General features: G+C 63.0%; 23 protein-coding genes. 11 read left to right on the forward strand and 12 right to left on the reverse strand.

All coding sequences use genetic code 11. From position 1 onward, the window contains the following. Positions 1 to 160 precede the first annotated feature (160 nt). From BMX57_RS18270 to speB, 12 genes are all read right to left on the reverse strand, one after another. Positions 161 to 706 carry a hypothetical protein gene (locus BMX57_RS18270; protein ID WP_177175497.1) on the reverse strand — a complete coding sequence of 182 codons (546 nt, stop codon included), beginning with the start codon at positions 704 to 706 and terminating at the stop codon, positions 161 to 163. Between the two features lie 377 nt (positions 707 to 1,083). Further along, entirely contained in the window at positions 1,084 to 1,470 is a 387-nt protein-coding gene (locus BMX57_RS18275) for a hypothetical protein (RefSeq protein ID WP_092370721.1), read from the reverse strand. A gap of 348 nt (positions 1,471 to 1,818) precedes the next feature. Continuing rightward, complete coding sequence (locus BMX57_RS18280) at positions 1,819 to 3,171, reverse strand: aminotransferase (protein ID WP_092370724.1); 1,353 nt, start codon at positions 3,169 to 3,171, stop codon at positions 1,819 to 1,821. Between the two features lie 15 nt (positions 3,172 to 3,186). After that, positions 3,187 to 4,926: a thiamine pyrophosphate-binding protein gene (locus tag BMX57_RS18285; protein WP_092370727.1), complete on the reverse strand. Its 1,740-nt coding sequence runs from the start codon at positions 4,924 to 4,926 to the stop codon at positions 3,187 to 3,189. Positions 4,927 to 4,964: 38 nt separating this feature from the next. Next, positions 4,965 to 6,236: a class-III pyridoxal-phosphate-dependent aminotransferase gene (locus tag BMX57_RS18290; protein ID WP_092370730.1), complete on the reverse strand. Its 1,272-nt coding sequence runs from the start codon at positions 6,234 to 6,236 to the stop codon at positions 4,965 to 4,967. Then, positions 6,223 to 7,203 (reverse strand): ABC transporter ATP-binding protein, encoded by a 981-nt coding sequence (locus tag BMX57_RS18295; protein WP_092370733.1) that lies wholly within the window; start codon positions 7,201 to 7,203, stop codon positions 6,223 to 6,225. The genes BMX57_RS18290 and BMX57_RS18295 overlap by 14 nt, the downstream gene beginning before the upstream one ends. Continuing rightward, positions 7,200 to 8,177 (reverse strand): ABC transporter ATP-binding protein, encoded by a 978-nt coding sequence (locus tag BMX57_RS18300; RefSeq protein WP_092370736.1) that lies wholly within the window; start codon positions 8,175 to 8,177, stop codon positions 7,200 to 7,202. The genes BMX57_RS18295 and BMX57_RS18300 overlap by 4 nt, the downstream gene beginning before the upstream one ends. Beyond that, positions 8,174 to 9,010: an ABC transporter permease gene (locus tag BMX57_RS18305; protein WP_092370738.1), complete on the reverse strand. Its 837-nt coding sequence runs from the start codon at positions 9,008 to 9,010 to the stop codon at positions 8,174 to 8,176. Before BMX57_RS18305 ends, BMX57_RS18300 begins: the two co-directional genes overlap by 4 nt. Beyond that, positions 9,007 to 9,948, reverse strand: a complete 942-nt coding sequence (locus BMX57_RS18310; protein ID WP_092370741.1) for an ABC transporter permease — start codon at positions 9,946 to 9,948, stop codon at positions 9,007 to 9,009. The genes BMX57_RS18305 and BMX57_RS18310 overlap by 4 nt, the downstream gene beginning before the upstream one ends. Positions 9,949 to 10,024: 76 nt before the next feature. Beyond that, the gene (locus BMX57_RS18315) at positions 10,025 to 11,545 is read right to left on the reverse strand and encodes an ABC transporter substrate-binding protein (protein ID WP_177175498.1); all 1,521 of its coding nucleotides are present in this window, start codon (positions 11,543 to 11,545) and stop codon (positions 10,025 to 10,027) included. Between the two features lie 46 nt (positions 11,546 to 11,591). After that, complete coding sequence (locus tag BMX57_RS18320; RefSeq protein WP_092370746.1) at positions 11,592 to 11,882, reverse strand: Dabb family protein; 291 nt, start codon at positions 11,880 to 11,882, stop codon at positions 11,592 to 11,594. Then, positions 11,879 to 12,865 carry an agmatinase gene (gene speB, locus BMX57_RS18325; protein WP_218142437.1) on the reverse strand — a complete coding sequence of 329 codons (987 nt, stop codon included), beginning with the start codon at positions 12,863 to 12,865 and terminating at the stop codon, positions 11,879 to 11,881. The genes BMX57_RS18320 and speB overlap by 4 nt, the downstream gene beginning before the upstream one ends. 162 nt (positions 12,866 to 13,027) lie before the next feature. Between speB and BMX57_RS18335 the strand changes: the two genes are divergently transcribed. The 11 genes from BMX57_RS18335 to BMX57_RS18385 all read left to right on the forward strand — a co-directional run bounded on the left by BMX57_RS18335 (position 13,028) and on the right by BMX57_RS18385 (position 22,799). Then, positions 13,028 to 14,569 carry a hypothetical protein gene (locus tag BMX57_RS18335; protein ID WP_092370755.1) on the forward strand — a complete coding sequence of 514 codons (1,542 nt, stop codon included), beginning with the start codon at positions 13,028 to 13,030 and terminating at the stop codon, positions 14,567 to 14,569. Between the two features lie 116 nt (positions 14,570 to 14,685). Further along, the gene (locus BMX57_RS18340; protein ID WP_092370758.1) at positions 14,686 to 15,939 is read left to right on the forward strand and encodes a carbohydrate porin; all 1,254 of its coding nucleotides are present in this window, start codon (positions 14,686 to 14,688) and stop codon (positions 15,937 to 15,939) included. Positions 15,940 to 15,958: 19 nt separating this feature from the next. Beyond that, positions 15,959 to 16,171, forward strand: coding sequence for a YMGG-like glycine zipper-containing protein (locus BMX57_RS18345; RefSeq protein ID WP_092370761.1), 213 nt, complete (start codon positions 15,959 to 15,961; stop codon positions 16,169 to 16,171). Between the two features lie 11 nt (positions 16,172 to 16,182). Continuing rightward, positions 16,183 to 16,548, forward strand: coding sequence for a hypothetical protein (locus BMX57_RS18350; RefSeq protein ID WP_092370764.1), 366 nt, complete (start codon positions 16,183 to 16,185; stop codon positions 16,546 to 16,548). Further along, positions 16,508 to 17,827, forward strand: a complete 1,320-nt coding sequence (locus tag BMX57_RS18355) for an agmatinase family protein (protein WP_218142438.1) — start codon at positions 16,508 to 16,510, stop codon at positions 17,825 to 17,827. The genes BMX57_RS18350 and BMX57_RS18355 overlap by 41 nt, the downstream gene beginning before the upstream one ends. Then, positions 17,824 to 18,729, forward strand: a complete 906-nt coding sequence (locus BMX57_RS18360; protein WP_092370767.1) for a peptidyl-prolyl cis-trans isomerase — start codon at positions 17,824 to 17,826, stop codon at positions 18,727 to 18,729. The genes BMX57_RS18355 and BMX57_RS18360 overlap by 4 nt, the downstream gene beginning before the upstream one ends. Then, positions 18,726 to 19,694, forward strand: coding sequence for a HupE/UreJ family protein (locus BMX57_RS18365; RefSeq protein ID WP_092370770.1), 969 nt, complete (start codon positions 18,726 to 18,728; stop codon positions 19,692 to 19,694). The genes BMX57_RS18360 and BMX57_RS18365 overlap by 4 nt, the downstream gene beginning before the upstream one ends. Before the next feature lie 93 nt (positions 19,695 to 19,787). Beyond that, positions 19,788 to 20,354: a ZrgA family zinc uptake protein gene (locus BMX57_RS18370; protein WP_092370773.1), complete on the forward strand. Its 567-nt coding sequence runs from the start codon at positions 19,788 to 19,790 to the stop codon at positions 20,352 to 20,354. Beyond that, positions 20,351 to 21,046, forward strand: a complete 696-nt coding sequence (locus BMX57_RS18375; RefSeq protein WP_092370776.1) for an ABC transporter ATP-binding protein — start codon at positions 20,351 to 20,353, stop codon at positions 21,044 to 21,046. The genes BMX57_RS18370 and BMX57_RS18375 overlap by 4 nt, the downstream gene beginning before the upstream one ends. Further along, positions 21,043 to 22,290, forward strand: coding sequence for an ABC transporter permease (locus BMX57_RS18380; protein ID WP_092370779.1), 1,248 nt, complete (start codon positions 21,043 to 21,045; stop codon positions 22,288 to 22,290). Before BMX57_RS18375 ends, BMX57_RS18380 begins: the two co-directional genes overlap by 4 nt. Then, on the forward strand, positions 22,287 to 22,799 hold the full coding sequence (locus BMX57_RS18385) for a DUF3299 domain-containing protein (RefSeq protein WP_373283116.1): 513 nt from the start codon (positions 22,287 to 22,289) through the stop codon (positions 22,797 to 22,799). Before BMX57_RS18380 ends, BMX57_RS18385 begins: the two co-directional genes overlap by 4 nt. Positions 22,800 to 23,257 lie beyond the last annotated feature (458 nt).

The raw sequence follows: 23,257 nt of genomic DNA on the forward strand, positions 1-23,257 counted from the left end.
GCGGGCATGCGCGCACCGTGACCACGCCATGCCGAGATCATGCGCGAGTTTGTCCAGATCCCCGCCGAAGGGGTCAGATCTCCTGATCATGACAACACCTTCGGATCGGACGGTTGGGGGATTGCGCATCGACAGGACTGCGTATCAGGCGCACCCTAATTCACAATGCCATCCTTCGATTGACCGCCCGCTCGGCGCCAAGGCGGGCCTCGGCGACCTGCAGCATGTGTCTGAGACGACGGAGCCTGTCGTGCCAGTCTCGGATGCGCTCTCCCCGGTCCGTGACGATCCGCATTCTGACGACGGTACCGACCGGGCCGTCCTCCGTGTCGGGATGCCCCTCGAACACATTCCAGTAACCTGTCGTTTCCTCGCCCAGTTGGTTTTCCAGGAGGGCAAGTATCGGCGTGATCGTCTTTGACACGCCAGCCCTCAGGCCGCCGTCACCGCTCACACGGGCGGCCCACCGTGCCATAGTGGCCCGGTCGTGTGCGCTCCCGGCGATGTCTGCCGACAGTAGCCCTTCCGATGCGGCTTCCAGTTCGAACAGAGTCTTCGCGCAGAGATCCTCCAAGGGCATCTCCAGATAGTACTTGTTCATGACCGTCTCCTCGGTTTCTCGGCGCAGCACCATGCTGCGCGCGTCAAGGTCCCGGCGCAGACGCCGAGCGCTGGTCATGCCCATGGCGCGAGCCATCTCATACATTGCTCCCTGAGGCGGTCCGGACACGTCTCGATCATGAGGCCGGCGAGCCGGATCAACATGAGGCCGCCTCCGTTCGCGTCGAAGAATGTCTTCATGGCGGTCATGATGAGCCCGGCTTGCCGAGTTGGACGCCATTGATCTTGAGATACATTCCGATACTCCTTCTCGCGCCGTCAATCGCGACAGCCGCTTCAAGCACCCGGTTCTTCTCCTTTCGACCTCGGGTGGTTGTTTCCGACCGGCGTCCCGGTGGCAGCGGAGAAGTTTCCCGCCAGTCGGAGGTATGCATTTGCATGAGGCGCCATACCGCCTTTCCGGCCGCGCTCTCGAAAACAGCAGCGCGGCCGGAAGGCGGCGAGAGGTGAGCATCAGGTTAATCACTCGTCCAAGATGAGGACGATCCCGGCGTCGCGCAGAGCCTCGTCCAGACCATCGGCGAGGAGGCATATTTCACGGACGACGGGATCGTCGGGCTCCAGCATCGCGGCGCCGTCCATGTCGTCCCAGTCATCATCATGAACATGATCCAGGAGCAGGATGCGGCGCAGCTCGAGGAGCAGGCGCTGCAAGCGGCGCGTAATCCGCCCGGGCTGGTCGAGGCCGTCACGGATGGCGTTGACCAACCGTGCACCTCGCAGGCCCGCGAGCAGGACGGCTGTATCGCCGAGCGGCTCTTCGTGTTCGGAGAAAAACGCGCGCAGCGCAAGTTCACCGGTCGGAATAGCGCGAACATTCGCGCCTGGATTTATCTTCGCGTGAAACATGGACCCTCCTTGGTTTCATCGAACCCGGGTTTCGTCCCGGGGGTCAGCGAGGGTCGGAGGACCGTTTTCGTTGCTGCCGCCGTGTCTGGCGCCTCTTCAGAGAAGGCGCGAGACCCGGCGGCTGGAGGCTGGCGCGTTTCCTTTAGTCGAGTTCAAAGACGGGCTGTGCCCTCGGATGCAAGGGAGATTGGCCGAAGCTCTCAAGTGCGAAGAAAATATTCCCCACTGCTTCGTAGACCCGTGTGCCGTATGCTGCATGTGTTCAGTCTTAGCCGCGCCCGCAAACGGCTTCGATAGGAACGGGCGGAGAGCCGACATTCGCACCGTTCGGTATCAAGGTCCGCTTCTTCAGCAGGCCTCCACCCCGGCCTTGATTGCGGCGACAATCCGGTCGGTTTCCTCTTCGTTGACGACCAGCGGCGGAGCGATCAGAAGCACGTTGCATCGGCCCGGAATCGTATTGCTGTTGCGGCCCAGGATGATGCCGTTGGCGATGGCCGTCCTTGTCAGAACGTTCAGCCGGTCCTCGCTCAGCGGGGTCTTGGCTGACCGGTCTGACACCATTTCAATTCCTGTCAGCAGGCCCATGCCACGAACCTCACCCACCAGCGGATGATCGCCCAGCTCTTCCCGGATGCGGCTGCGGAAGTAATCGCCCATGCGCTGGCCGTTGGCTGGCAAATCCTCGTCTTCGATGATCTGCACGTTCTTCAGGCCAACAGCGCAGGCCACGGTATGGCCGCCAAAGGTGTTCACCTGGCGAAAATGCTTCATCTCGCCTGGCTCGCCCAGGAACCCGTCGAAGATGTGCTTCTTGGCCACCGTGGCGGCGATGGGCATATAGCCGCTGGCCAACCCCTTGGCGAAGGTGAAGATATCCGCTTCGGTGCCCCAGATCCGGTGGCCGAACATCTGGCCGAGCCGGCCGAAGCCGCTGACAACTTCGTCAAAGATCAGCAACACGCCATAGCGGTCGCAGATCTCGCGCACGCCCTTGACGTAGTTGTCGGGCGGCACCAGAACGCCCCCGCCGGTGATCATCGGTTCCATCAGCACGGCGGCGACGGTCTGGGCACCCTCGTGAATGATGGTTTCCTCCAGCAGGGTCAGCATTTCTGCCCCGTGTTCCTCGACCGTCAGTTTCTCGTGGCGCCGATAGGGATAGGGCGGCATGACATGAACGAAGCCGGGCGCGCCGGGCTCGTAGCCCATCTTGCGCTCGGCCTGGCCGGTGGCGGTCATCGCGCCCAGTGTATTGCCGTGATAGCCGCGATAGCGCGAGATGATCTTGAACCGGTTCTCGCCCTGCTTACCGTTCTGTAGATGATACTGGCGGGCCATCTTGATGGCGGTCTCGTTGGCCTCCGACCCGCTGACCGAGAAATAGACATGCGCCTCGAAGCCCAGCATGGTTTGCAGTTTCTCGGCAAAATCCACCACCGGATCCGATGTCATCATCGGCGCCAGATAGGCGAGCTGCTCCATCTGCTCTGCGGCCACGGCGGCGATCTCCTTGCGGCCATAGCCGACATTCACGGTCCACAGCCCGGCCAGCGAGTCGATGAAGCGGTTGCCCTTGTCGTCGGTCAGCCAAACACCTTCGCCCTTGACCATCCTTGGTGGCGTGATGCCGGACAGGGTGGAATGCTGCGTGATCGGGCGCCACAGGTGGTCCGGCATCTGCATGTTCTGAATGGTCATGTTCCTGTCTCCTGATTATTCGATGGCCGTACGCACACGCATGTCGACCAGACCTTGCGTGATGGGCGACCGCGCGCTGAGAGTTTTCACGTCAATGAGTGCCGATCGGCCTTCGTTGTTGATTACTGCGCGGTGGATGGCGGCGCCGATGTCGCCGGGGTTTATCACCGTTTCGGTGTAGGCGCCGTTGCCGGCAAAAATGTCGGCATAGTCGATGTCGCGCAGATCGGTGGCAACGACGCGGCCCCACATGGCCTTTTGCTGCTCCTGGATCATGCCCCACTGGCCGTTGTTGGCGACCATGACTGTGACATCCGCACCAACGTCGAGCGAGGTTTCGAGCGGCGTGAGGCCGGGGGCGAGGCCGAGCGACCCGTCCCCGGTCACCAGAAGCACCCGCGCCTCGGGACAGGCTATCTTGATCGCCGTGGCAAAGGCCGGGCCGGTCCCCATCTGTTCCCAGGGTCCGGGCGCGATCACGCCGCGCAGCTTCTTGCCGGCAAGGCTCGATTTGCCAAGCGCCACTTCGAACCACGAGGCGATGTCGCCGCCGTCGATGACGATGATGTCGTTCTCGGTGAGAGAGTCGATGGCCTCCATGCAGACCCGCAAAGGATGGACTGGCGCAGTTTCGGATTTGAGGTCGTCATCATATGTCGCGAACCCTTCGGCGCGGGCCGCGCGGATCGCCTCCGGCCAGGCCGGGTCGCCCTTGGGTTTGAGTGCGTGCCGGCTCAGCGCCTTGAACAGCTCGCTGGTATCCGAACATACGCGGTGTTCGACCAGCATGTTGTCCGAAAGCTCGCGCGGGGTGGCATTGACCGCCACGACCGTCTGGTCCTTCCTGAACAAGGGGGCCTCGCCGAAGTTCAGCGGGAAGTCCAGCCGCCCGCCCAGGAGCAGCACCAGGTCCGCCTGCTGCCCGATGGCCAGCGAGGCCGGGTTCTGATGAACATCGACCAGCCCCATGTTCATCGGATGCCCGAGCGTGAGCGACTTTACATGGGTCAGCGGGAAGAACGCCGGGATGTTGTGTTCCAGCAGGTAGTCCTGCAACTCGTTTTCGCTGCGCGAATACCAAACGCCCGGCCCGGCGATGACCACCGGCTTTTCCGCCTCGGAAAGCAGCCTGGCCACGAGGTCGATATCTTCCTGCGCGCACAGCGTCTTGTGCACCTTGCTTCGGGCCGCATCGAAGCGGCGCGCCGTATCGACGGGTTCGGCGGCGAACTGGCCCGAGAACAGGAAATTCGTCGGGACCGCCAGTTGCACCGGCCCCGTGGGGGCGTTGATCGCGATGTCCCAGGCCTTGTCGAAGAACCAGCCGATGCGCTGACCTTCATTGACCTCGATGGCGTAGCGGGTCATCGAGCGCACAACCTCGTGCTGGGGCATTTCCTTGAAGCCCGCATTGTCGAAATTGTGGCTGTTGGAAGAGGCCGAGATGAAGATCACCGGATCGCCGGCATAATAGGCCTCGGCCACGGCGGAGATATAGTTGGTGAAGCCGCTCGGCTCGGCGATGCAGACTGCCGGTTCGCGGGTGATGCGCGCATGGGCCGTGGCCATGAACCCGGCCTCCAGCTCGTTGCGGCAGCCGATCACCTCGATGCCGTAGGCCTCGCAGCCCATGAACAGCGGGTTGATGAAGCCGCCGCAAAGCGCGAAGACGCGCTTCACGCCCTTCGCGGCCATGGCGCGGGCCAGCATGTGACCACCGGTGATCTTGCCGTCCAGTGTCTTTGAAAGGTCCATCTTGTCTCTCCCTTGCAGAACCTGGGTGGCAGGTTCGGTCAATTCCCGGCAGCCACGTCACGAACGGCCTGTTCAAGCCGGTCGATCAGCTCTGAGGTTTCATTTTCGGTGATGATGAGGGGCGGCCAGACCTGCAGGCACCGCGGTCGGAATGGCGCGGTAAAGGCGACAAGCCCGTTGCGTACAGCGGCGTGGCGCAGGGCCGCGCCGGTTTCGGCGTCCGGCGTGTCCAGCCCGGTGAACAACCCGATCTGGCGATAGTCGGTGACGACATCGGGCGCGGTGTGCTTGATCCGCGCATAGCCTGCGGCCAATTGCGCGCCGCGCGCGACGACATTGGTCAGGAGAGCCGGGTCGGACAGCATCCCGATCGCGCGTTCTGCCACAAGGCATCCCAGTTCCGAGCCGGAAAAGGTGGACGGGTGCACCATCGGATGCTCGCAGGCATAATCATATACCCGCGCGCCATAGAGGCAGGCCGACACCGGGTAATAGGCCCCGCCAAGCGCCTTGGCGATCACCACCATTTCAGGCACCACGCCCCAATGTTCGAATGAAAACAGCCGGCCGGTCCGGCCCATGCCGCATTGCACCTCGTCAAGGATCAGCATTGCGCCGGTCGCGTCGCAAAGGTCGCGCAGCCCTTGCATATAGCCGTCGGGGGGCAGGATGATCCCGCCCGATCCCTGCACGACCTCGAGCAGCACCGCCGCCGTATCGGCGCCGACTGCGGCGCGGGCGGCCTCCAGATCGCCATGCGGCACCTGCACCATGTCCGGCACAGTCGGGCCATACGTCGCCCGCATGGCCTCGGGTGCGGCCCCCAGCGCAAAGCCGGAAAAGCCGTGATAGGCGTTCTGCATCGAGACGATCCTGGTCCGCCCGGTGGCTCCGCGCGCAAATTTGCAAGCCACTTCAACGGCTTCGCTACCGGTCACAGCAAACTGGACATGGTCCAGACCTGCGGGTGCGGCCCGGGCAATCGCATCCGCCGCCCGCGCCCGGACCCCCGACAGCAACATCCAGTCGCCCAGATCGTAATTCACCACGGCGTCGCGGATCAGCGCGGCGATTTCCGGCGGTCGGTGGCCGAGATTGAAGATACCGCCGGCACATCGGCAATCGATGAACTGGTTTCCGTCCAGGTCCGCGATGCGGACACCGGATCCGGCGCCCTGAACAAGGGGATAGCCGGCCGTCGCCGCCATGGCCGACACGCGCCCGGTCGAGATCCGCCAGGCGGTCAGATCGGCGGCTGCCGCATTGTCCATCCGCGCTTCGGAGCGATTGCCGGGACTACCGTGCTGCATTGCCGTCTTCCTCGGGTTCGGGGTCAAGGGGGTTGTGACAGGCCCATGCGTGACCGGTCCCGTTCAACGGGGGGCGGTGCGCGGCGCACTCCGCCACAGCCAAGGGACAGCGGTTGTGGAAGGCACATCCTTCGATGGGCGCCATGGGGCTGGGTTGTTCCGCATCGAGCGGGACGATCCGGCGTCGCGCGGGTGCCCCGATGCGGGGGACCGCGCTCATCAGGGCACCGGTATAGGGATGGCGCGGCGCGGTGAAGAGATCGCCGGTCGGCGCGCGTTCGACGATCCGGCCCAGATACATCACCGCCACCTCGTCGCAGATATGGCGCACGGTCGCGAGGTCGTGGCTGATGAAGATCATCGTCATGCCGAGATCGCGCACCAAGCCGCGCAGCAGGTTCAGCACCGAGGCCTGCACCGACACGTCCAGCGCCGAGGTGGGTTCGTCGGCGATCAGTATCTCGGGCTCCAGCGCCAGCGCCCGGGCGATGGCGATGCGCTGGCGCTGCCCCCCCGACAACGCGCGCGGGTGGCGGTCGAGCGTGGGACGCGGCATGTTCACCATCGCCATCAACTCGGCCAGGCGCGCGTCGATCTGATCGTCCGGCACCAGCCGATGATGGCGCAGGAGCTGTGTGAGCATGCGGCGGACACTCATGGCCGGGTTCAGCGAGGCGCCGGGATCCTGGAACACCATCTGGATGCGCCGTCGGTCCGCGCCGTGCCGCTCGGCACCGAGCGTTTGGCCTTCCAGCGAAACCTCGCCCGAGGTCGGATCAGTTAAGCCACCGACGACCCGTGCCAGGGTGGACTTGCCGCACCCGGATTCGCCCACAATCCCGAAAACCGACCCGCGCGGCACCGAAATGTCGACCGAGCGCAGCGCGTGCAGCAGGACCGGGTTGCGCCGTGTGCCGCCCACCGGGAAATCGACACTGAGGTCGCGGATTTCCAGCCAGCCGGTCATGGCGCGTCTTTCTCGGACCGGCGCCAGTTGACGCAGGCGACCTGTGTTCCGGCGCCGGTAGGTTCCAGTTCCGGCTGGCCGGCGACGCAAGCCGCACTCGACATCCGGCACCGCGGCGCGAACCGGCATCCCTCGCCAAACTCGGTGGCGGCCGGGGGGGCTCCGGCGATGGGCTGGAGGTCAGCATCCGGGCTGTCCATGTCCGGGATCGCGGCAAGAAGGGCGCGGGTATAGGGGTGGCGCGGATCGGCAAAGACCGCCTCGGTCGGTCCGGTTTCGACGATCAGGCCGGCATACATCACCGCGACACGGTCGGCGATCTCGTGGATCAGGGCCAGGTCATGGGTGACGAAGATCAGGCTCAGGCTGCGTTTGTCCCGCAGGTCGCGCAGCAGCCGGATGATCTGGGCCTGGATGGTCACGTCCAGCGCGGTCGTCGGTTCGTCGCAGAGCAGGATGTCGCTGTCGCAGGCCAGCGCCATCGCGATGACGATGCGCTGTTTCAGACCGCCGGAAAGCTCATGCGGCCAGAAACGCGCGCGCCGCTCGGGGTCGGGGATGCCGACCTGACGCATGAGGTCGACGGCCCTGGCGGCGGCTTCGGTTCGCGAGCAACCGGCATGTCTTTGAACGACCTCGGCGATCAGGCCGCCGACCCGCATCAGCGGATCAAGGGCCGCGCCTGGCTCCTGCGAGATCAGCCCGACGCGATGGCCGCGCAAGCGCTCGGGCTGGCAGGCAACCAGATCGCCGCCCTTTTCGATGCGGATTTGCCCGGCACCCATCGACAGCCCGTCGGGCAGCAGCCCCAGCAATGCCTTGAGCGTCAGGCTCTTGCCCGATCCGGATTCGCCCACGATGCCCAGGCATTCGTCCTTGGCCAGTGTCAGGTCCACCGGTCCGACCGGCGACAACCGATCGCCATGTGCATCCAGATCGATCCGCAGCCCGGATATGTCGAACAGTGAGTTCATGACCGCAACCAGTCGTCCAGACCGTCCGCCAGCAGCGACAGGCCGGTTCCGAACACCATCAGCATCAGCCCGGGCGCCGCGGCGAGCCACCAGTGGCTGCGCAGGAAGGGCTGTCCTTCGGCGATCATGCGCCCCCATTCCGCCGTGGGCGGCTGAATGCCGACGCCGAGAAAGGACAGCGAACTGAGCACCAGCACCATCAGCACAACGTCGGACATGTAATAGATCAGCGTTTGCGGCAGGGCGTTGGGCAGAACATGGGTGGTGAGGATCACGCGCTCGGGCAGGCCGGTGACGCGCGCCGCCTCCACAAATTCGAGCGATTTCAGGCGCATGACCTCGCCTCGCGCGAGCCGCGCATAGCCGACCCAGGCGATCACCGTGGCGGCGACGATGAAGCTGGTCGCTCCGGCTCCGAGGGCGAAGACGAGGACTAGCAGGAAGACATAGACCGGAAAGGCCTGCACAAGGTCCGCCGCGCGCGATACGACCGTATCGGCGAGCTTGCCGTAGTAACCGGCAATCGCCCCCAGAGCCGTTCCGATCACCATCGGGAAGAACGCAGCGGCGAACGCTATGGGCAGGTCCACCCGGATCGCCACCACAAGCCGGGTCAGGAAATCGCGGCCCAACTGGTCGGTGCCAAGCCAGTGCACGTTGCTGGGCGGTTTCAGGCGGCGCAGGATGTCGGTCTTGTCGGGATCGAAAGGCAACAGCATCGGCCCGAAGATTCCGGCCAGGATATAGGCCGCAAGTATCGTCAGGCCGATGCGCGCCTTCATCGGAAGCGGCCGGGCGCCGCGTCGCGCGCGCTGGGCGATGCGGGCCATCATTCCAGCACCGTGCGCGGATTGACGAAGGAGGTGAAAATATCGGCGCCCAGATGGACAAAGGTCACGAACAGCGCAGTCGTCAGGGTGATGCCCTGCACCACCGGGAAGTCCCGTTGCGCGACCGCGTTCACCAGCGCCTGGCCGAGCCCCGGCAGGGCGAAGGTCTTTTCGATCACCACGCCGACGAAGATCATCGGGCCGACCTGAACGGAAACCATCGTGATCAGCACCAGCGCCGCGTGCCGGGACAGGTGTCGGGCAAGGATCGTGCTTTCGCTCAGCCCGACCGCGCGGGACATCATCACGAAGTCGTTGCGGTAGAGTGCCACGAGTTTCGCGCGCAGCGCCCGGATCATCACCGGCGAGATGGCGATGGCGAAGGTCAGCGCCGGCAGGATGATGGCATTCAGATGGCCCCAGAACCCCTTGCCAAAGCCCGAAATGGGAAACGCGCCGGTCGGCAACGCGACCAGCAGAAGCAGCATGATGCCGACCCAGTAGGCAGGCATGCTGAGCCCGATCACGGTCAGGCCGCCCAGGGCATAGTCCGCTGCCCTGTCTTTGTTGCGGGCGGCGAGAACCGAGACAGCCGAGGCCAGCACAATGCTCAGGATCATACCGGCAGTGAGCAGCCACAGGGTCGGCGCGAGCCGTTCGCCGATGATTTCGGTCACGGGCTGGCGCGAGCGGGTCGAGATCCCCAGATCACCCTGCAACGCGTTGCCGACATAGGCGATGTACTGCGCGACGAAGGATCGATTCAGACCAAGTTCCTCGCGGATCTGTTCCACAGTTTCGTCGCTTGCGGCCATCCCGCCGATGGCCCGTGCGGGATCGCCCGGCACGACATGCAAGAGCAGCATCACCAGCACCATGATGCCGGCAATGAGGGGGATCGTCTGAAGCAGCCGTTTGAGGATGTATCGCGAGCGGGTCATGAGTGCTGCCTGAACCGGTTCAATTAGGGTCGCCCCGGGCCGACCGTGTAACGACCCGGGGATTCACTGGCGGGAGTCAGCGGTTCACGCTGATGCGGTCCAGACGGTAGGCGGTAGTCGGCAGCGTCTCGAAGCCTTCGACCCCATCCGCGATGGCAAAGACCGTATCGGGATGCCCGATGGGCACAGCCGTAAAGGTTTCGCGCATCATGTTCTCGAAATCGCGCACGGCGGCTTCGCGACCGGCCGCATCCGGTGCCACCAGGTATTTTTCGAGCGCGCCGCCGAGGGCATCGAGATCCCAACCGCCCAGCGGGCCAAAGGCGCCCCCGTAGAAGGCGAACATTTCAGCGACGGTGGTGCCAAAGGTGGTGTTGCCAAGCAGCCAGACATCGAACTCGCCGTTCAGAACCTGCCCGAGGATCGTGTTGAAATCGGACACGTTCAGGGTCACCTGAAAGCCGGCATCCTGCAGTTGCGCCTGGACGGCTTGCACGAGCACCTCGTCCACGCCGCGGATATAGGCCGCGCTCAGCGTGATCTCGGGCTTGGGGGTCGGCGATGCTGCCAAGGCAGCCTCGGCGGTTTCAAGGTCGAAATCCCAGGATCCGGCATCGGCAGGCACCGCGCCGGTGGTGCCGGGCATCAGCATGCCCTGCACCGGCACCGAAAGTCCGGGCCACAATGCTTCACCGATCGCGTCGCGGTCCACCGCGTAGGACAGTGCCTTGCGCGCCTCGATGGAGTCGAAGGGCGGTTTGTAGTTGTTGGTGAAGAGGAACATCGTTCGAGCGGTTGGACTGACGATGTGGCGCTGGGCCTCGGGAATCTGGTCGATGAAATCGAAGCGGACGTTTTCGTAGATGTCGATGTCGCCCGACTGGAAGGCGGCAAGACGCTCGTTGTCGCCCTGGATGATCTTCATATCGACACGGTCAAGACCGGTCTCGGCGGCATTCCAGTAATGCGGGTTCCTGACCAGCGACATGGACGATCCCGGCGTCCATGCGTCCAGCGCGAACGGCCCCGAGGCGAGCGGTTCGGCAAAGAAGGCATCCGCGTCCTTGCCGTTCATGTTCTCGGGCAGGACGTAGACCCAGATCAGGCCCGACATGAAGATGTTGTCGGGGCCCGCCAGAGTGACCTTGACGGTGTGATCGTCGACTGCCTCGGCCGCAGTCATGCCGGCCAGCATGCCCTTGTAGTTCTGCGACTTTTCCTTGGCCGCGCTCAGTGAATAGACCACATCGGCGGCAGTGACCGGGCTGCCATCGGAAAAGGCCGCGTTGGCGCGAAGTTTGAACACATAGCTGTTCGATGCCGAGTCGAAGTCCCAGCTTTCAGCCAGCCCCGGAACGTAGCCGGGATCGTCCTTCGAGCCGTAGACCAGAGTGTCGAACAGCATCGGATGAACGATCTCGTCTTCGATCGTGGAGTGCGAGAATACGCTCATCGCGGAAACATCGGCCGGGCGCCCGATCGTCAGGGTTCCGTCGGCAAGAGCCGCGGAAGGCGCGACCGGAAGCGTCAGGAGCAGGGCCGCCGCGGCGACGACAAGGCGTCCGCGAAACGAATGCGGCAGGGCTTTCGTCAGCATTGGTGATTTCCTCTCTGTTGTGGTGCCGGCCGCTTGTTGCAGCTGGTCATATTTCGATCTGGACGCGTGCCGCTTCGGCCGCATGGGCGCCGAACTTCTGAAAGAACGCGACATGCTCGGCATGGGCCTGATAGCTATTCCAATCCTCGACGCTGGCGAAATCGGCGGTCATGGCATAGTCGAAATTGGCCTCTGCCAATCCTTGATCCGGTCCCCAGGACATGGACTGGACGTGCGGAATCGCTTCACACATTTTTGCGAACCCTGCGCTGACCTGGTCGACGACGGCCGGGTCGGTTCCCGGCTTCCAGTTGAACATCACGATGTGCCGTATCATGGCGCGCTTCCTCTTGACACGCGAGCCAGCCGAGCTTCGGCCAGCAAACACAGGATTTCGTACATCAGGGTGGCCCCGATCAGGGCCGTCGAGTCGGACGGATCCCACTGTGGAGAGACCTCCACCAGATCGGCGCCGACAATGTCGAGCCCGCGACAGCCGCGCAGGATCTGCTGCGCCTCGCGGGACAGAAGCCCACCGATTTCGGGCGTCCCAGTTCCCGGTGCGAAGGCCGGGTCGATGGCGTCGATGTCGAAGCTGAGATAGACCGGCATGTCGCCCACGACGCGGTGGATCTCGTCGATCACGCCTTGGATGCCCAGCTCGTAGACCTCTTCGATGAAGACGACGCGAAACCCCTTGTCCTTGGGATAATCCCATTGGTCGGCGAAGTTCTGCGTGCCGCGGATGCCGATCTGGATGATCTTTTCGGGCACCATGAAACCCTCTTCGACACCGAGGTAGAACGGGCACCCATGGTGGAACTTCGAGCCGCGGACCTCGCCAACGGTATCGGAATGGGCATCGAAATGAACGATCGCGACGGGTCGTTCAGCACCGATGGCCCGAACGATAGGATAGGTGACCGAATGGTCGCCCCCGGCAAACAGCGGGGTTATGCCGCGCTCGACGAGCCCCGCCACGTAGCTGGTGATGTCCGTGTGGCAGCCTTCGACATTATGGATGTGGTTGAACCGAATGTCGCCGCCATCGGCCACGCGGCAGGAGTCGTAGGGATTGAAACGGGTAACATGGTGGATCTGGCGCGTCATGATCGAGGCGTCGCGCAATGCTCGAGGGCCGAACCGTGCGCCGGGACGAGTACCGGTCGCTTCGTCGAAGGGTATGCCGACGATGGCGATGTCGACATCTTTGAGATCCGGTTTGTGCGGGCACCGCATGAACGTTGCTATCTCGGAATACCGCGGCTCATAGGCCGGATTGTTCGTGGCCCCCTTGAACATGTCTCTGCCGTTCGACATTCCTGATCCCTTGCTTGCGCAGGCGGCGCAGCGTCATGCCGCATCGGCTTTCGTGGCGTGTTCCGGTTTCATCGATAAACTTCGCCAGTTTGCAGAAAAAGTTGCTAACCTTGTGGTCGTGTTCTTGATGCCGGGAATGCGGAAACTCAGGACCAGAAACGAATGAGCCGGGCTAAGGATACATCGAACAACGGCGCCATCGACGCCTTGACAGGTGCTTTGGCATGCGACCCGCGCTTTGAGGCGTCCGACCGCCTGAAAGCCCTGTTGACGTATCTGGGCAAGCGCGCGGCATCCGGCGACAAGGTCACTCAAACCGAGATTGCACAGGACGTGATGCGATTGGGATCGGATTTCGATCCCCAGGTGGATGCCCATGTCCGCATCGAAGTGGGACGGTTGCGAAAGGCGCTTGAGTTGCACCATGCCCGCAACGGGCAGAACGAGCATACTCAGATCATCATTCCAAAGGGAAGTTACCGCCCCGAGGCGGTTTCTTTTGGCCCGGTGGTGCCGGAAATGGCTTTGGGCAAAACCGCATGCGTGTCCGTTTTTACCGGTTTTGAATGTGGTCCCGAACTTCCGCACGAGGTTGCAGAGCTTGCCGCGAGAGAGCTGCGTGTTCTTTGCTTCGCATCGCCACTGTCGCGTTCAGGTGTCGCCAGATTTCCCGTTCGGGTCGCGGAGAACGCGGCCGAATGGCAGAAAATGGTGGCAGACGAAAGATCTCATCTGGCACTGCACGTCACCGGGTATCGCACCGAGGCTCAATATCGGGTTCTCGTCGAAGTCTCGCAGTCGGATACAGGCGAGATCGTGCACTCGCAACGTCAGGCCTTCGCTCCCGACTTCAGTCCGACGCGGCTCGCGCAGAAAATCGCTCGCGGCACGGCAAATATCCTCTCTGATCCAATCCTCGGTGCCGTGCCTGTCCTGGCTGCAAACCGGTTCGACAACCAGGCCTTGGCGGTTCTTTTGTCCGCATACCGATTCATGGCAACCCAGCGCATCGAGCAAATACCAGAGGTTCTTGCGGGATTGGAGCATATGGCGCGGTCCGGGCATGCGGCGCCTCCGGTCAAGGCGCTGCACGCTGAAATCGCGAGGGTGCATGGCTGGTTACAGGGCAGCGACAGCCGCAGTGACGCACTGCGTTGTCTCGAGATGGCCGAGAATGCGATTGCCGAGGATCCCAGCGATCTGACCTGTCGGATCGCGCTGGCCTACAACCGTCTGAACGCCGGCCTGATCGAAGCTGCTTTGCACACCGGGGCCACGACGCTTGCAAACCCGGCGCCGACATCTCTGACCCACATGACGCGGATGCTGGTCGCTGTCTCGGACACCGAAGGCCAGTATCGGCCGTTGCTGTGCAGTTCCGATCTTGAAGACGACACGCCGTTCTTCATGAAGGAATTCGCCGAAATCATACCGATGATCCGTTGGAGCGAGATCCATGAGGCCGAGCGCCGGCTGGCAGGCTCGCTCTTTCCCAACATCTTCTGGCTGCATGTGTTTCACACCGCGGTGCTGGCCGAGATGGGCGACCTGAAACGCGCGGCACGAAGCGTCGAGCGTATCCGGCACCAGCTTCCCGACTGCCGGATGTCGCTGAAACGGATGATCCTGGGCGTCTTTCCAAGGGAAAACGAACACGCTTACCTGTTTCGCGGACTGAAGGATGCCGGCCTGCGGCTGGCCTGAGCGTCGCGCTTGACGCTTTCCATTTCGGGTTCTGTAACCGTTGCTAACTTATGCGAAGGGAGTTGCAGCTTTAGCGTCAGTCTCGATTTCAACTAACGAGGCTGGGGTAGAAATCCATGTTTCTTCCCGTTTTGGTCAAACTCCAATCCGATCTCAGGCTATGGGGCGTTGCGAACTGCGGCGCCGCGCTGCTGACAGCGGCGTCCTGGCAATTGGTGCAAGCTGATGAAGCGCCTGGGAACGGGTTTGAATACGGAGAGATTTCGGGTCTTTTCGAAGCTCCCGGTGAAAGAGACGGCTATGTTTCGTTCGGCGTTTTCGATCGTGCCTTCGAAGCTTACTCCGATTGGAAATCCAGCCTGCAGGATAAGCACGGGTTCTCCTTCCTCATCGAAGATCGCATGATCAACCAATGGGGCGATGGCGCCGAGGTTTACGACAACGAGCTGAACCTGATCGCCCGGCAGGAGTTCTTTCGTTCAGCGCCCGGGTCGCTGTCTCTCAATGTCTGGGGCCAGTTCGCAAACTCCCTCGCCGGGCGGACCGCCGGGCGTTTCCAGGCCGATCTGGGCGTTCTGTCACCACTCAACGGGGGCACTTCAGGTCCAGATACGTCCAACCAGATCCTTCAGATGCTCGCCGTCGAATATGTTGCGCCGAATGAGCGCTGGCGGTTTCAGGCAGGCAAGCTGGCGTTGAGAACCCTGGTCAATCTCAATCGCTATGCCAATGGCGACAGCGAGATGTTCTTTTCGCCGATGCTGGGTAACAACCCGGTGGTGCCATACACCGCGCTTCTTGGGTTGGGCTTATTTGCCGAGTACCGCACGGATCTTTGGCGGGTTTCCGCGCTGGTGCGCGCGCCCGACACGGAACTGGGTCTTTCGACTGACGCGTGGTCCGCGGGTAATCGCGGATACGTAGTCGAGGCGGCCTTGACGCCGCGGATACCGGGCTTGGGCGACGGAATCTATCGCCTGACATGGTCGCTGGACGAGGCGAACGCCACTTTCCCGAGAATGGAAACCTGGTCGTTCAGTGCGGATCAGGACATCGGTGCACGTATTGGCGCCTTTGCTCGCTACGCGCAGGCCGATGCGACGTTTCGCGATTTCCGCCGTCGCGCGGCCGTGGGATTCCAGGTCAAGAAGCCCTTCGGGTTCACTCATGACCGCATTGGCCTGGGAGGCTGGTGGGGCGATCCGACGAACCAAGCCCTGCGCGACGAGCGCGGCATCGAGTTGTTCTACAACGCACAGATCACCCCCTACCTGCAGATCACACCCGACCTGCAGGTCGTCTTCGACCCGACCAACAGCACCGCAAGTTCCGAGGTCGTGTTCGGCCTGCGGCTGCGCCTCGCCCTCTGAACCCGAAAAGGACCCTACCATGATCAAGGCATTCACCCATGCGACGGCGGCGGTTGCGATCGTCGGGCTGTCGCTGGCCCTCGCACCTTCTCCGGCCCGGGCCGATGCGCTCAAGGGCGCCGTCATCGGGGCCGGGGTCGGTGCCCTGGTCGGCGGCAAGAAGGGCGCCCGCAACGGCGCCATCGTCGGTGCCATCGCCGGCGGCGTAAAGAAAAACCGGCGCAAGCGTTGAGGAGAAACCCGATGATCCGCAAGACTTTTTCCATCCTCGCGGCGGTTTGCGCGGCGTCTACGGCCGGTGCGCAGGATGCCGAGACCGAGTCCATCCTCGCCGAGGCGCAGGGCCACCTGCACCTGACCTGCAATACTATCGTCGAACAGTTCGGCCAGTCCGAGGACAAGCTCCTCGATACGGTCGGCCTAATGGTCGCCGTATCGCTGAACAATCGCGGCATCGACTTTCTGAAGCTCGATCTGACCGATCAGGAAACCGATGAAATCCAGGCCGAATTCGCCGACCAGATCGGCGACGCCTGCGCCGAGGATGCCGACCAGCTGATGGCCGGAATTGTCGACCGCGTCGTGGCCGAACTCGTTCAGTTTTATTGAGCCTCAGGAATTGGAGATTCCGATGACCTTAAGAACCCTTCTTGGCTCCGCGGCGCTGGCCGCCCTGCTTCCATGCGCGACGCTGGCCCAGGTTATGTCTCTTGACGAGCCCGACGAACAGGCGCCGATCCAGGACGGGGAAGAACCGCTTATCCGGATGAACAAGGACGACCCGAGCTACGATGTCTGGAAACTGCTGCGCGATGATCTGTCCAAAGGTCGCGAGCCGGGTCCGATCAACATTCAACGGCTGCGGGGTGGCTTTCCCTGGCAGGGAATGCCGACCTTCTTCCATATGCCCGTTGCCCTTACCCCGGAGGATCTGAAAGCGGGCGAGGTGGACATCGCCATTTTCGGGGCCGAGATGTACAACGGAATGCGCGTTCAGTCCTACGGACCGATGGAAATGCGCGCACCGATGAAATCCGAGGTCTACCACAACTGGGGCTTTCACATGCCCGAGCTGGATTCCGGCCTCGCCGCGCTCGACGAGTTGAACGTCGTCGACTATGGCAACGCCCCGGTACATCCGCTGAGCATGGAAATCTCGATCCCAGAAGTGCGGAAATTCGTGGCCGAAGTCGCCGGAATTGAGTTGGAAAACGGCAACCGAACGATCCCAATCATCATCGGCGGCGGCCATGTGCTGATGTACCCCGATGCCGCCGGTCTGACCGACGTTTACGGCAAGGGAAATCTGCAGATCATCCATTTCGACGCTCATGCCGATCAGGCGCCGGTGGGTTTTGGCGTGTACAACACCCACGGAAACCCGGTGCGTCGGCTGGTTGAAGAGGGTTTCATCAACGGCGAGGACATCATTCAGATTGGCCTGCGTGGCCCGAATTCGACCGATCTGAACGGGGTCGCCTGGAATCGCGAGTCGGGCCTGCGCTATCACATGATGGCCGAGGTCGAACGTCGCGGCTGGCAAGCGGTGATGGATGACGTGCTGGCCGAAGCCAGGGCAAATGGCAAGCCACTCTTTCTGAGCTTTGACATCGATGTGGTCGACCCTGCCTTCATCCCCGGCACATCGACGCCCGAGCCCGGCGGGATGTACATGCGCGAGGCGCTGCCGCTGGTGCGCCGGATCTGCGCAGAAAACAACCTGGTCGGCATGGAGATCGTGGAACTGCGGCCCGAGCGAGACCCGGGTTACATTTCGGTTCAGAACTCAAAGGCAATCCTGCGTCAATGCCTGAACGGCATAGCAATGGCCAAGCACAACCTGCCGGACAACTACCTGCACCCCGACATCGTGGATGACGGCAAATGAAGGGGAGGACCAACCACGACTCCCGCGCCCGGCCGGAACTGCTTCGGCGTGTCGTCCGCGAACCCCTTGTCGGGTTCGCAGCGGCAGCGGTGGCGATCTTCGGCTTTAACGCCCTCGTCGCCGAGCCCGAACAGGAGACGATCCTACTGTCGCCCGACTCCGTCGCGCTGATGATCGAGAATCGCGAGGCCGTGCTGGGCCGCAGTCTGACAGAGCAGGAACAGGACCGGATCGTGCAGAATCTGGCGGATCAGGAGGTACTGGTGCGCGAAGCGGTCAGGCTTGGCCTCTTCATGCACGATCCGAAGACGCGGAAGCGGCTGATCGACCAGATGCACTTCCTGATGGCCAAGAAAGCGCCGGCTCCGTCCAGGCAGGACCTGGAACGCCTGCGCAGCGCGCGACCGGACCGTTATCTCTTTCCGCGCACCGTCAGTTTCGAGCATGTGTTCTTCACGGGCGACGCAACACCTGCACAGGCGCTGCTGCGCGACCTGCAGGATGGTGCGGAGATTCCGCCGGAAGCAGGCGACCGGTTCTGGCTGGGGCGTCAGCTCGAGGGCTATACGGACTCGCAATTGCTGACGCTTTTGGGGCATGGCTTCGTTCGCGATCTCCGCGCGCTCGAACCGGGCATCTGGTCGGGTCCCGTCAAGTCCGCCCGGGGCTGGCATATCGTGCGCGTGACCGCGTTTCACGACCCAAAGCCGTTGCCGGAACGCGAAGTTCAGCGGCGTTTGCTGGAAGACTGGGAAACCGATTACCGTCGCAGGACCTATGATGCCCAACTTGCCGAGATGCGGCGACATTATCGTGTCGGGCTGGCGGATGCCCCGCTGCGCGCCGTGCAGGAGGTCGCCGGGCTCCGCCCCGAGGCGGGTAAGACAGGACAGCGGCCATGAGAACGGTTTTCGCCCTGCTTGTCGCACTCGGCCTGTTCTCCGGTCCTCTCCGTGCCCATGATCTTGGCCTGGCGCAGGTCGAACTGGATCGGACAGGGCCCGGTACGCTCCAACTGCGTGCAAAACTGTCGGCCACAGTCGATGCCCCGTCCCCGGTCCTGCCCTCCGCTTGCACGGCCCAGCCCGGGATCACCCGCAACGCGCCGGGGAACAATCAACTGGTACAGTGGGCGATTTCCTGTTCCGACAACGCCATGCCGAGCGAGCTGACGCTGCCGTGGTCATTGCAGGCCGCAATGGTCACGCAAGCGGGGCCAGACGGGCAACCGACGAGCCGTCTCGTCAACGCCGGACAGGACGGCATCCTGATCGCGCTGAATGACCCGGTTGACGAAACGCTGTCATTCTGGACCGTTCTTGCCGACTACACCGCCTTGGGTATCGAGCATATCCTGATCGGGCTGGATCACATCGCCCTGCTCGTGTGCCTTGCGGTATTGGCGAGCGGATGGACACTGGTTCGTCTGGCCACGGCCTTCACCATCGGCCATTCACTGACCTTGGGCCTGGCTGCATTGGACCTCGTTCGCGTCCCTACCGGACCGATGGAGGCGGTGATCGCCCTGTCGGTGGTCTATCTTGCCCGCGACGTGGTCCTGGGACGGCGCTTCGACCGTCGCCACACATCGTTGCTGGCCGGGATCGGCCTGATCCACGGGCTTGGCTTCGCCAGCGTTCTCGGAGAAATCGGACTGCCGGCCAACGAGCGGCTCTCGGCGCTGTTCGGCTTCAATCTCGGGGTGGAAATCGGCCAGATCATCGTGCTGTTCGCCTTGACCGTCACCATGGCCCTGCTCGTTCGGATCGTCAGGATCCCGGCCAGAACCGGCGGCCTGGTGGTCGGGGTGGCAATAGGATTCATTGCCGCGTTCTGGACACTGGATCGGATCGCATCCCTTGCCTGACACCGGGCACGCGGGGGCGATCGGCCATACAGAGCTGCGGGACTGCGCGTGTGCGTGCCGTATTCAACCACGGAAACCGAGGAGAACCGGGCAATGAGAACCTTGAAACTCTTCGGCCTTGCCGTCCCACTGTCAGCCGTCGTTTCGCCACTTCTGGCAGAGGAGACCCGCCGGCTCGATGCACATGTACATGGCGTCACAGAGGTGCAGATCGCCACCGAGGGCGACAAGGTCGAGATCCGCCTGCATGCACCGGGCGCAGATATCGTGGGCTTCGAGCATGAAGCCACAAGCAAGAAGGACAAGGCGGCGGTCGCCGCCGCTATCGGCCGGCTTTCGGATGCCGGTTCGGTCTTGGTGCTCGATCCCGCCGCCGAATGTACAGTCGAGGATGCCGAGGCTGCGCTTCGCGGCGAAGGCCAAACCCCTGATGATGATCACGGCCACGAAGACGAGGAAGTCGACGGCGCACACAGCGGGTTCGAGGCGCATTATCATTTCGAATGCGTGGCTCCGGGGACGCTGACGACCGTCGATTTTCCGTTCTTCCAAAACTTCCTCAACGCCAAGGAAATCAAGGTCGAATACGTCACTGCGGCAGGGGCAGGGATTGCCGTGGTGACACGCGGGTCCTCCAAGTTGACACTGGACGGAGCATGACCGAGTCCGCGCTTGCACTCAGCGACGTGTCCTTCGCCTGGCCCGGGCGGGACGGGTTTTCACTGTCCTGTCCATCCTTCCGTTTGGCGGCCGGCGAAAGCGTGTTGCTGCTGGGGGCCAGCGGATCGGGAAAGTCCACGCTCCTGTCCCTGGTTTGCGGCATCGTCGTCCCTACCCGCGGAAGGATCGCTGTCGGTGGAATTGACCTCGGCGGGCTTCGGGCGGGGGAGCGCGATCGTCTCCGTGCCGAGCGCATCGGGATTATCTTCCAGCAATTCAACCTGCTGACCTATGCCCGGGTTGCAGACAACATCCTGCTGCCCCTGCGGTTTGCACCGAAACGGCGCGCCCGCGCCCGGAACGGGCCCAAAGAGGCAGCGCGGCTGTGTGGGGCGCTCGGCTTGCCGGATGGCGTGATGCGAAAGACGGCGGGGCGGCTCAGCGTCGGCCAGCAGCAGCGTGTCGCGGTCGCCCGCGCGCTGATCGGTGCGCCCTCCTTGATCGTCGCCGACGAACCGACCTCGGCACTCGACACCGCGACGCAAGATAGCTTCCTGGACCTTCTCTTCGCGCAGGTGGCCGAGGCAGGATCGTCGCTTCTCATGGTCAGTCATGACGAGCGGCTCGGGCAGTTCTTCGACCACGTGGTCCGGATCGAAGACATCGTGACGACGGCCAGGGTCGCAGCATGATCCTGCGTCTCGCCACCCAGTCGCTTATGGCGCGCGCCCTCACGGTTGGGATGACGGTGCTGGCCATCGCTCTCTCCGTTGCCCTGTTTCTCGGCGTCGAGAAGGTTCGCACCGGTGCGCGGGCGAGTTTCGCGGACACGATTTCGGGCACGGACCTTATCGTGGGCGCGCGCTCCGGCTCGGTCCAGCTTCTGCTTTACTCCGTGTTCCGCATTGGCAACGCCACCAACAACGTCACTTGGAAAAGCTATCAGGATATCGCCGCGCGCCCCGAGGTAGAGTGGATCGTTCCGATCTCGCTGGGTGACAGCCATCGTCAGTTTCGCGTCATGGGGACGACGCCGGTGTTCTTTGAACACTACAAGTATCGCGGAGGCAGATCGCTGGGCCTTGCGGCGGGACACGGGTTGGAAAGCCTCTACGATGCCGTCATCGGGGCCGAGGTCGCGGCGAGCTTGGGCTACGCCATCGGCGACCCGATCATCCTGTCGCACGGGCTTGCATCCTTCACCGACCATCAGGATCAACCGTTCCGTGTCGCCGGCATCGTCGCCAGGACCGGCACGCCCGTGGACCGGACCGTGATCGTCAGCCTGGAAGCGATCGAGGCGCTTCACGTTGACTGGCAGAGCGGGGCGAGGGCCGGGCAGGTCACGCCGGCCGAGGTCATCCGCGAGATGGACCTGACACCCACCGCGATCTCCGCCGCGCTTGTCGGGGTGAAATCGCGTTTGCAAATCTTCGGCCTCCATCGCTGGATCAACGAATATCCCGAGGAACCCTTGATGGCGATCCTGCCGGGCGTCGCGCTGCAGGAACTCTGGCAGATCGTCGGTGTGGCAGAGACGGCGCTGATCGGCGTGTCCGCGATGGTCGTGGTGACCGCGTTGATCGTCATGATGGCGATGATACTCGCCAGCCTCGACGAACGGCGGCGCGAAATGGCGATCTGGCGCGCCATGGGGGCCGGTCCCGTGACCATCTTCGGTCTTCTGGCGCTTGAAGCGACACTGATGGCCGTGGCCGGCACGGTGGTTGGACTCGGGCTGCTTTACCTCGGGCTTGCCGCCGCGCAGCCATGGCTCGATGCCACCTTCGGCATCTGGATGCCGATCGGGCCGCCGACACTTCGGGAGGCTTCAATTCTCGCAGGTTTGGTCGCTGCTGCCGCATTTGTGTGTCTGCTTCCGGCGTTGCGGGCCTACCGCCTGTCGCTCGCCGATGGAATGATGGTGAGGATATGATGAACGCTTTTCGAATTGACCGCCGGCGCTTCGTACTCGCGACAGGTATCAGCGGCCTTCTGCCCAGGGAGGGGATCGCCTCTCCGTTCCGCGAGATCACGTGGGAAGACCTGATACCGCCCGGGGTGCCCTATGCCGAGATCCTCGGCGAGGGTGAAGTGGATGAGCAGAATGACACCTGGCTTCCCGTTTTTGATGAAAACGCGACGAGGCTGAACAGCGCCCTTGACGGTGCATTCGTCAAGCTGCCGGGATACATCATCCCGATGGACATCGGTGCAGAAGGCGTAACCGGTTTCATCCTCGTTCCCTATGTCGGTGCCTGCATCCACGTACCGCCACCACCACCGAACCAATTGGTCTTTGTCACCACCGACAAACCCTGGCGCTCGACCAATCTGTGGGATGCCGTCTGGGTTTCCGGGCGCTTGAGCGCTCGGCTGCAATCTACGGAGATTGCGGAAATCGGCTATCACATCTTCGCGGATCGGATCGACAGCTACGAATGATGGGCTGGGACCGCGTAGCACTTCCGGCTTAGCCAGAGGAATTCGAAGCCACTCATCAGCGGCTCCTCCATCCATCGAAGGATCGATTTGCACGTTCCTTCCCGGCCCTCGAAGCGTACTGGTCGCTGCGTCTTGCTCTGGATGCTCGAGACCCGCACTTTGACCTACCCGGAGGAGTAGATGTCGGCGACCGCCAGCCCCCTGAGATCGGGGGATTACCGTATGATCGCTGTTCCAAGGTCATCCTTGCTGCAATCGTCATCTACTGGCCATTAGGCCTGACCCTGAGTCCTGTGGCGTAGCTCACGGCTTGGGTAGATGGCTCAATTTCGCACACCGGGGTCAAGCAGGCTGCGAACTGGTCGTAAGCGCCTCGGCGATCCCCTACGCGGCGCGGCTTGACGCGGCCGCAAAGTTCCAGGGCATGAGATCGTCGATGCGGCTTCTGGGATGACCGT

Origin of the sequence: Cribrihabitans marinus (assembly GCF_900109035.1) — a bacterium.
GTDB lineage: Bacteria > Pseudomonadota > Alphaproteobacteria > Rhodobacterales > Rhodobacteraceae > Cribrihabitans > Cribrihabitans marinus.

Coding starts and splice junctions, on each gene's coding strand:
- BMX57_RS18345 (WP_092370761.1), top strand. CDS start 15,959: ATGATCAAGGCATTCACCCATGCGACGGCGGCGGTTGCGATCGTCGGG.
- BMX57_RS18305 (WP_092370738.1), bottom strand. CDS start 9,010: ATGATGGCCCGCATCGCCCAGCGCGCGCGACGCGGCGCCCGGCCGCTT.
- BMX57_RS18380 (WP_092370779.1), top strand. CDS start 21,043: ATGATCCTGCGTCTCGCCACCCAGTCGCTTATGGCGCGCGCCCTCACG.
- BMX57_RS18320 (WP_092370746.1), bottom strand. CDS start 11,882: ATGATACGGCACATCGTGATGTTCAACTGGAAGCCGGGAACCGACCCG.
- BMX57_RS18385 (WP_373283116.1), top strand. CDS start 22,287: ATGATGAACGCTTTTCGAATTGACCGCCGGCGCTTCGTACTCGCGACA.
- BMX57_RS18340 (WP_092370758.1), top strand. CDS start 14,686: ATGTTTCTTCCCGTTTTGGTCAAACTCCAATCCGATCTCAGGCTATGG.
- BMX57_RS18360 (WP_092370767.1), top strand. CDS start 17,824: ATGAAGGGGAGGACCAACCACGACTCCCGCGCCCGGCCGGAACTGCTT.
- BMX57_RS18290 (WP_092370730.1), bottom strand. CDS start 6,236: ATGCAGCACGGTAGTCCCGGCAATCGCTCCGAAGCGCGGATGGACAAT.
- BMX57_RS18310 (WP_092370741.1), bottom strand. CDS start 9,948: ATGACCCGCTCGCGATACATCCTCAAACGGCTGCTTCAGACGATCCCC.
- BMX57_RS18350 (WP_092370764.1), top strand. CDS start 16,183: ATGATCCGCAAGACTTTTTCCATCCTCGCGGCGGTTTGCGCGGCGTCT.
- BMX57_RS18295 (WP_092370733.1), bottom strand. CDS start 7,203: ATGACCGGCTGGCTGGAAATCCGCGACCTCAGTGTCGATTTCCCGGTG.
- BMX57_RS18375 (WP_092370776.1), top strand. CDS start 20,351: ATGACCGAGTCCGCGCTTGCACTCAGCGACGTGTCCTTCGCCTGGCCC.
- speB (WP_218142437.1), bottom strand. CDS start 12,865: ATGTCGAACGGCAGAGACATGTTCAAGGGGGCCACGAACAATCCGGCC.
- BMX57_RS18275 (WP_092370721.1), bottom strand. CDS start 1,470: ATGTTTCACGCGAAGATAAATCCAGGCGCGAATGTTCGCGCTATTCCG.
- BMX57_RS18370 (WP_092370773.1), top strand. CDS start 19,788: ATGAGAACCTTGAAACTCTTCGGCCTTGCCGTCCCACTGTCAGCCGTC.
- BMX57_RS18315 (WP_177175498.1), bottom strand. CDS start 11,545: ATGCTGACGAAAGCCCTGCCGCATTCGTTTCGCGGACGCCTTGTCGTC.
- BMX57_RS18280 (WP_092370724.1), bottom strand. CDS start 3,171: ATGACCATTCAGAACATGCAGATGCCGGACCACCTGTGGCGCCCGATC.
- BMX57_RS18270 (WP_177175497.1), bottom strand. CDS start 706: ATGTATGAGATGGCTCGCGCCATGGGCATGACCAGCGCTCGGCGTCTG.
- BMX57_RS18365 (WP_092370770.1), top strand. CDS start 18,726: ATGAGAACGGTTTTCGCCCTGCTTGTCGCACTCGGCCTGTTCTCCGGT.
- BMX57_RS18335 (WP_092370755.1), top strand. CDS start 13,028: ATGAGCCGGGCTAAGGATACATCGAACAACGGCGCCATCGACGCCTTG.
- BMX57_RS18300 (WP_092370736.1), bottom strand. CDS start 8,177: ATGAACTCACTGTTCGACATATCCGGGCTGCGGATCGATCTGGATGCA.
- BMX57_RS18285 (WP_092370727.1), bottom strand. CDS start 4,926: ATGGACCTTTCAAAGACACTGGACGGCAAGATCACCGGTGGTCACATG.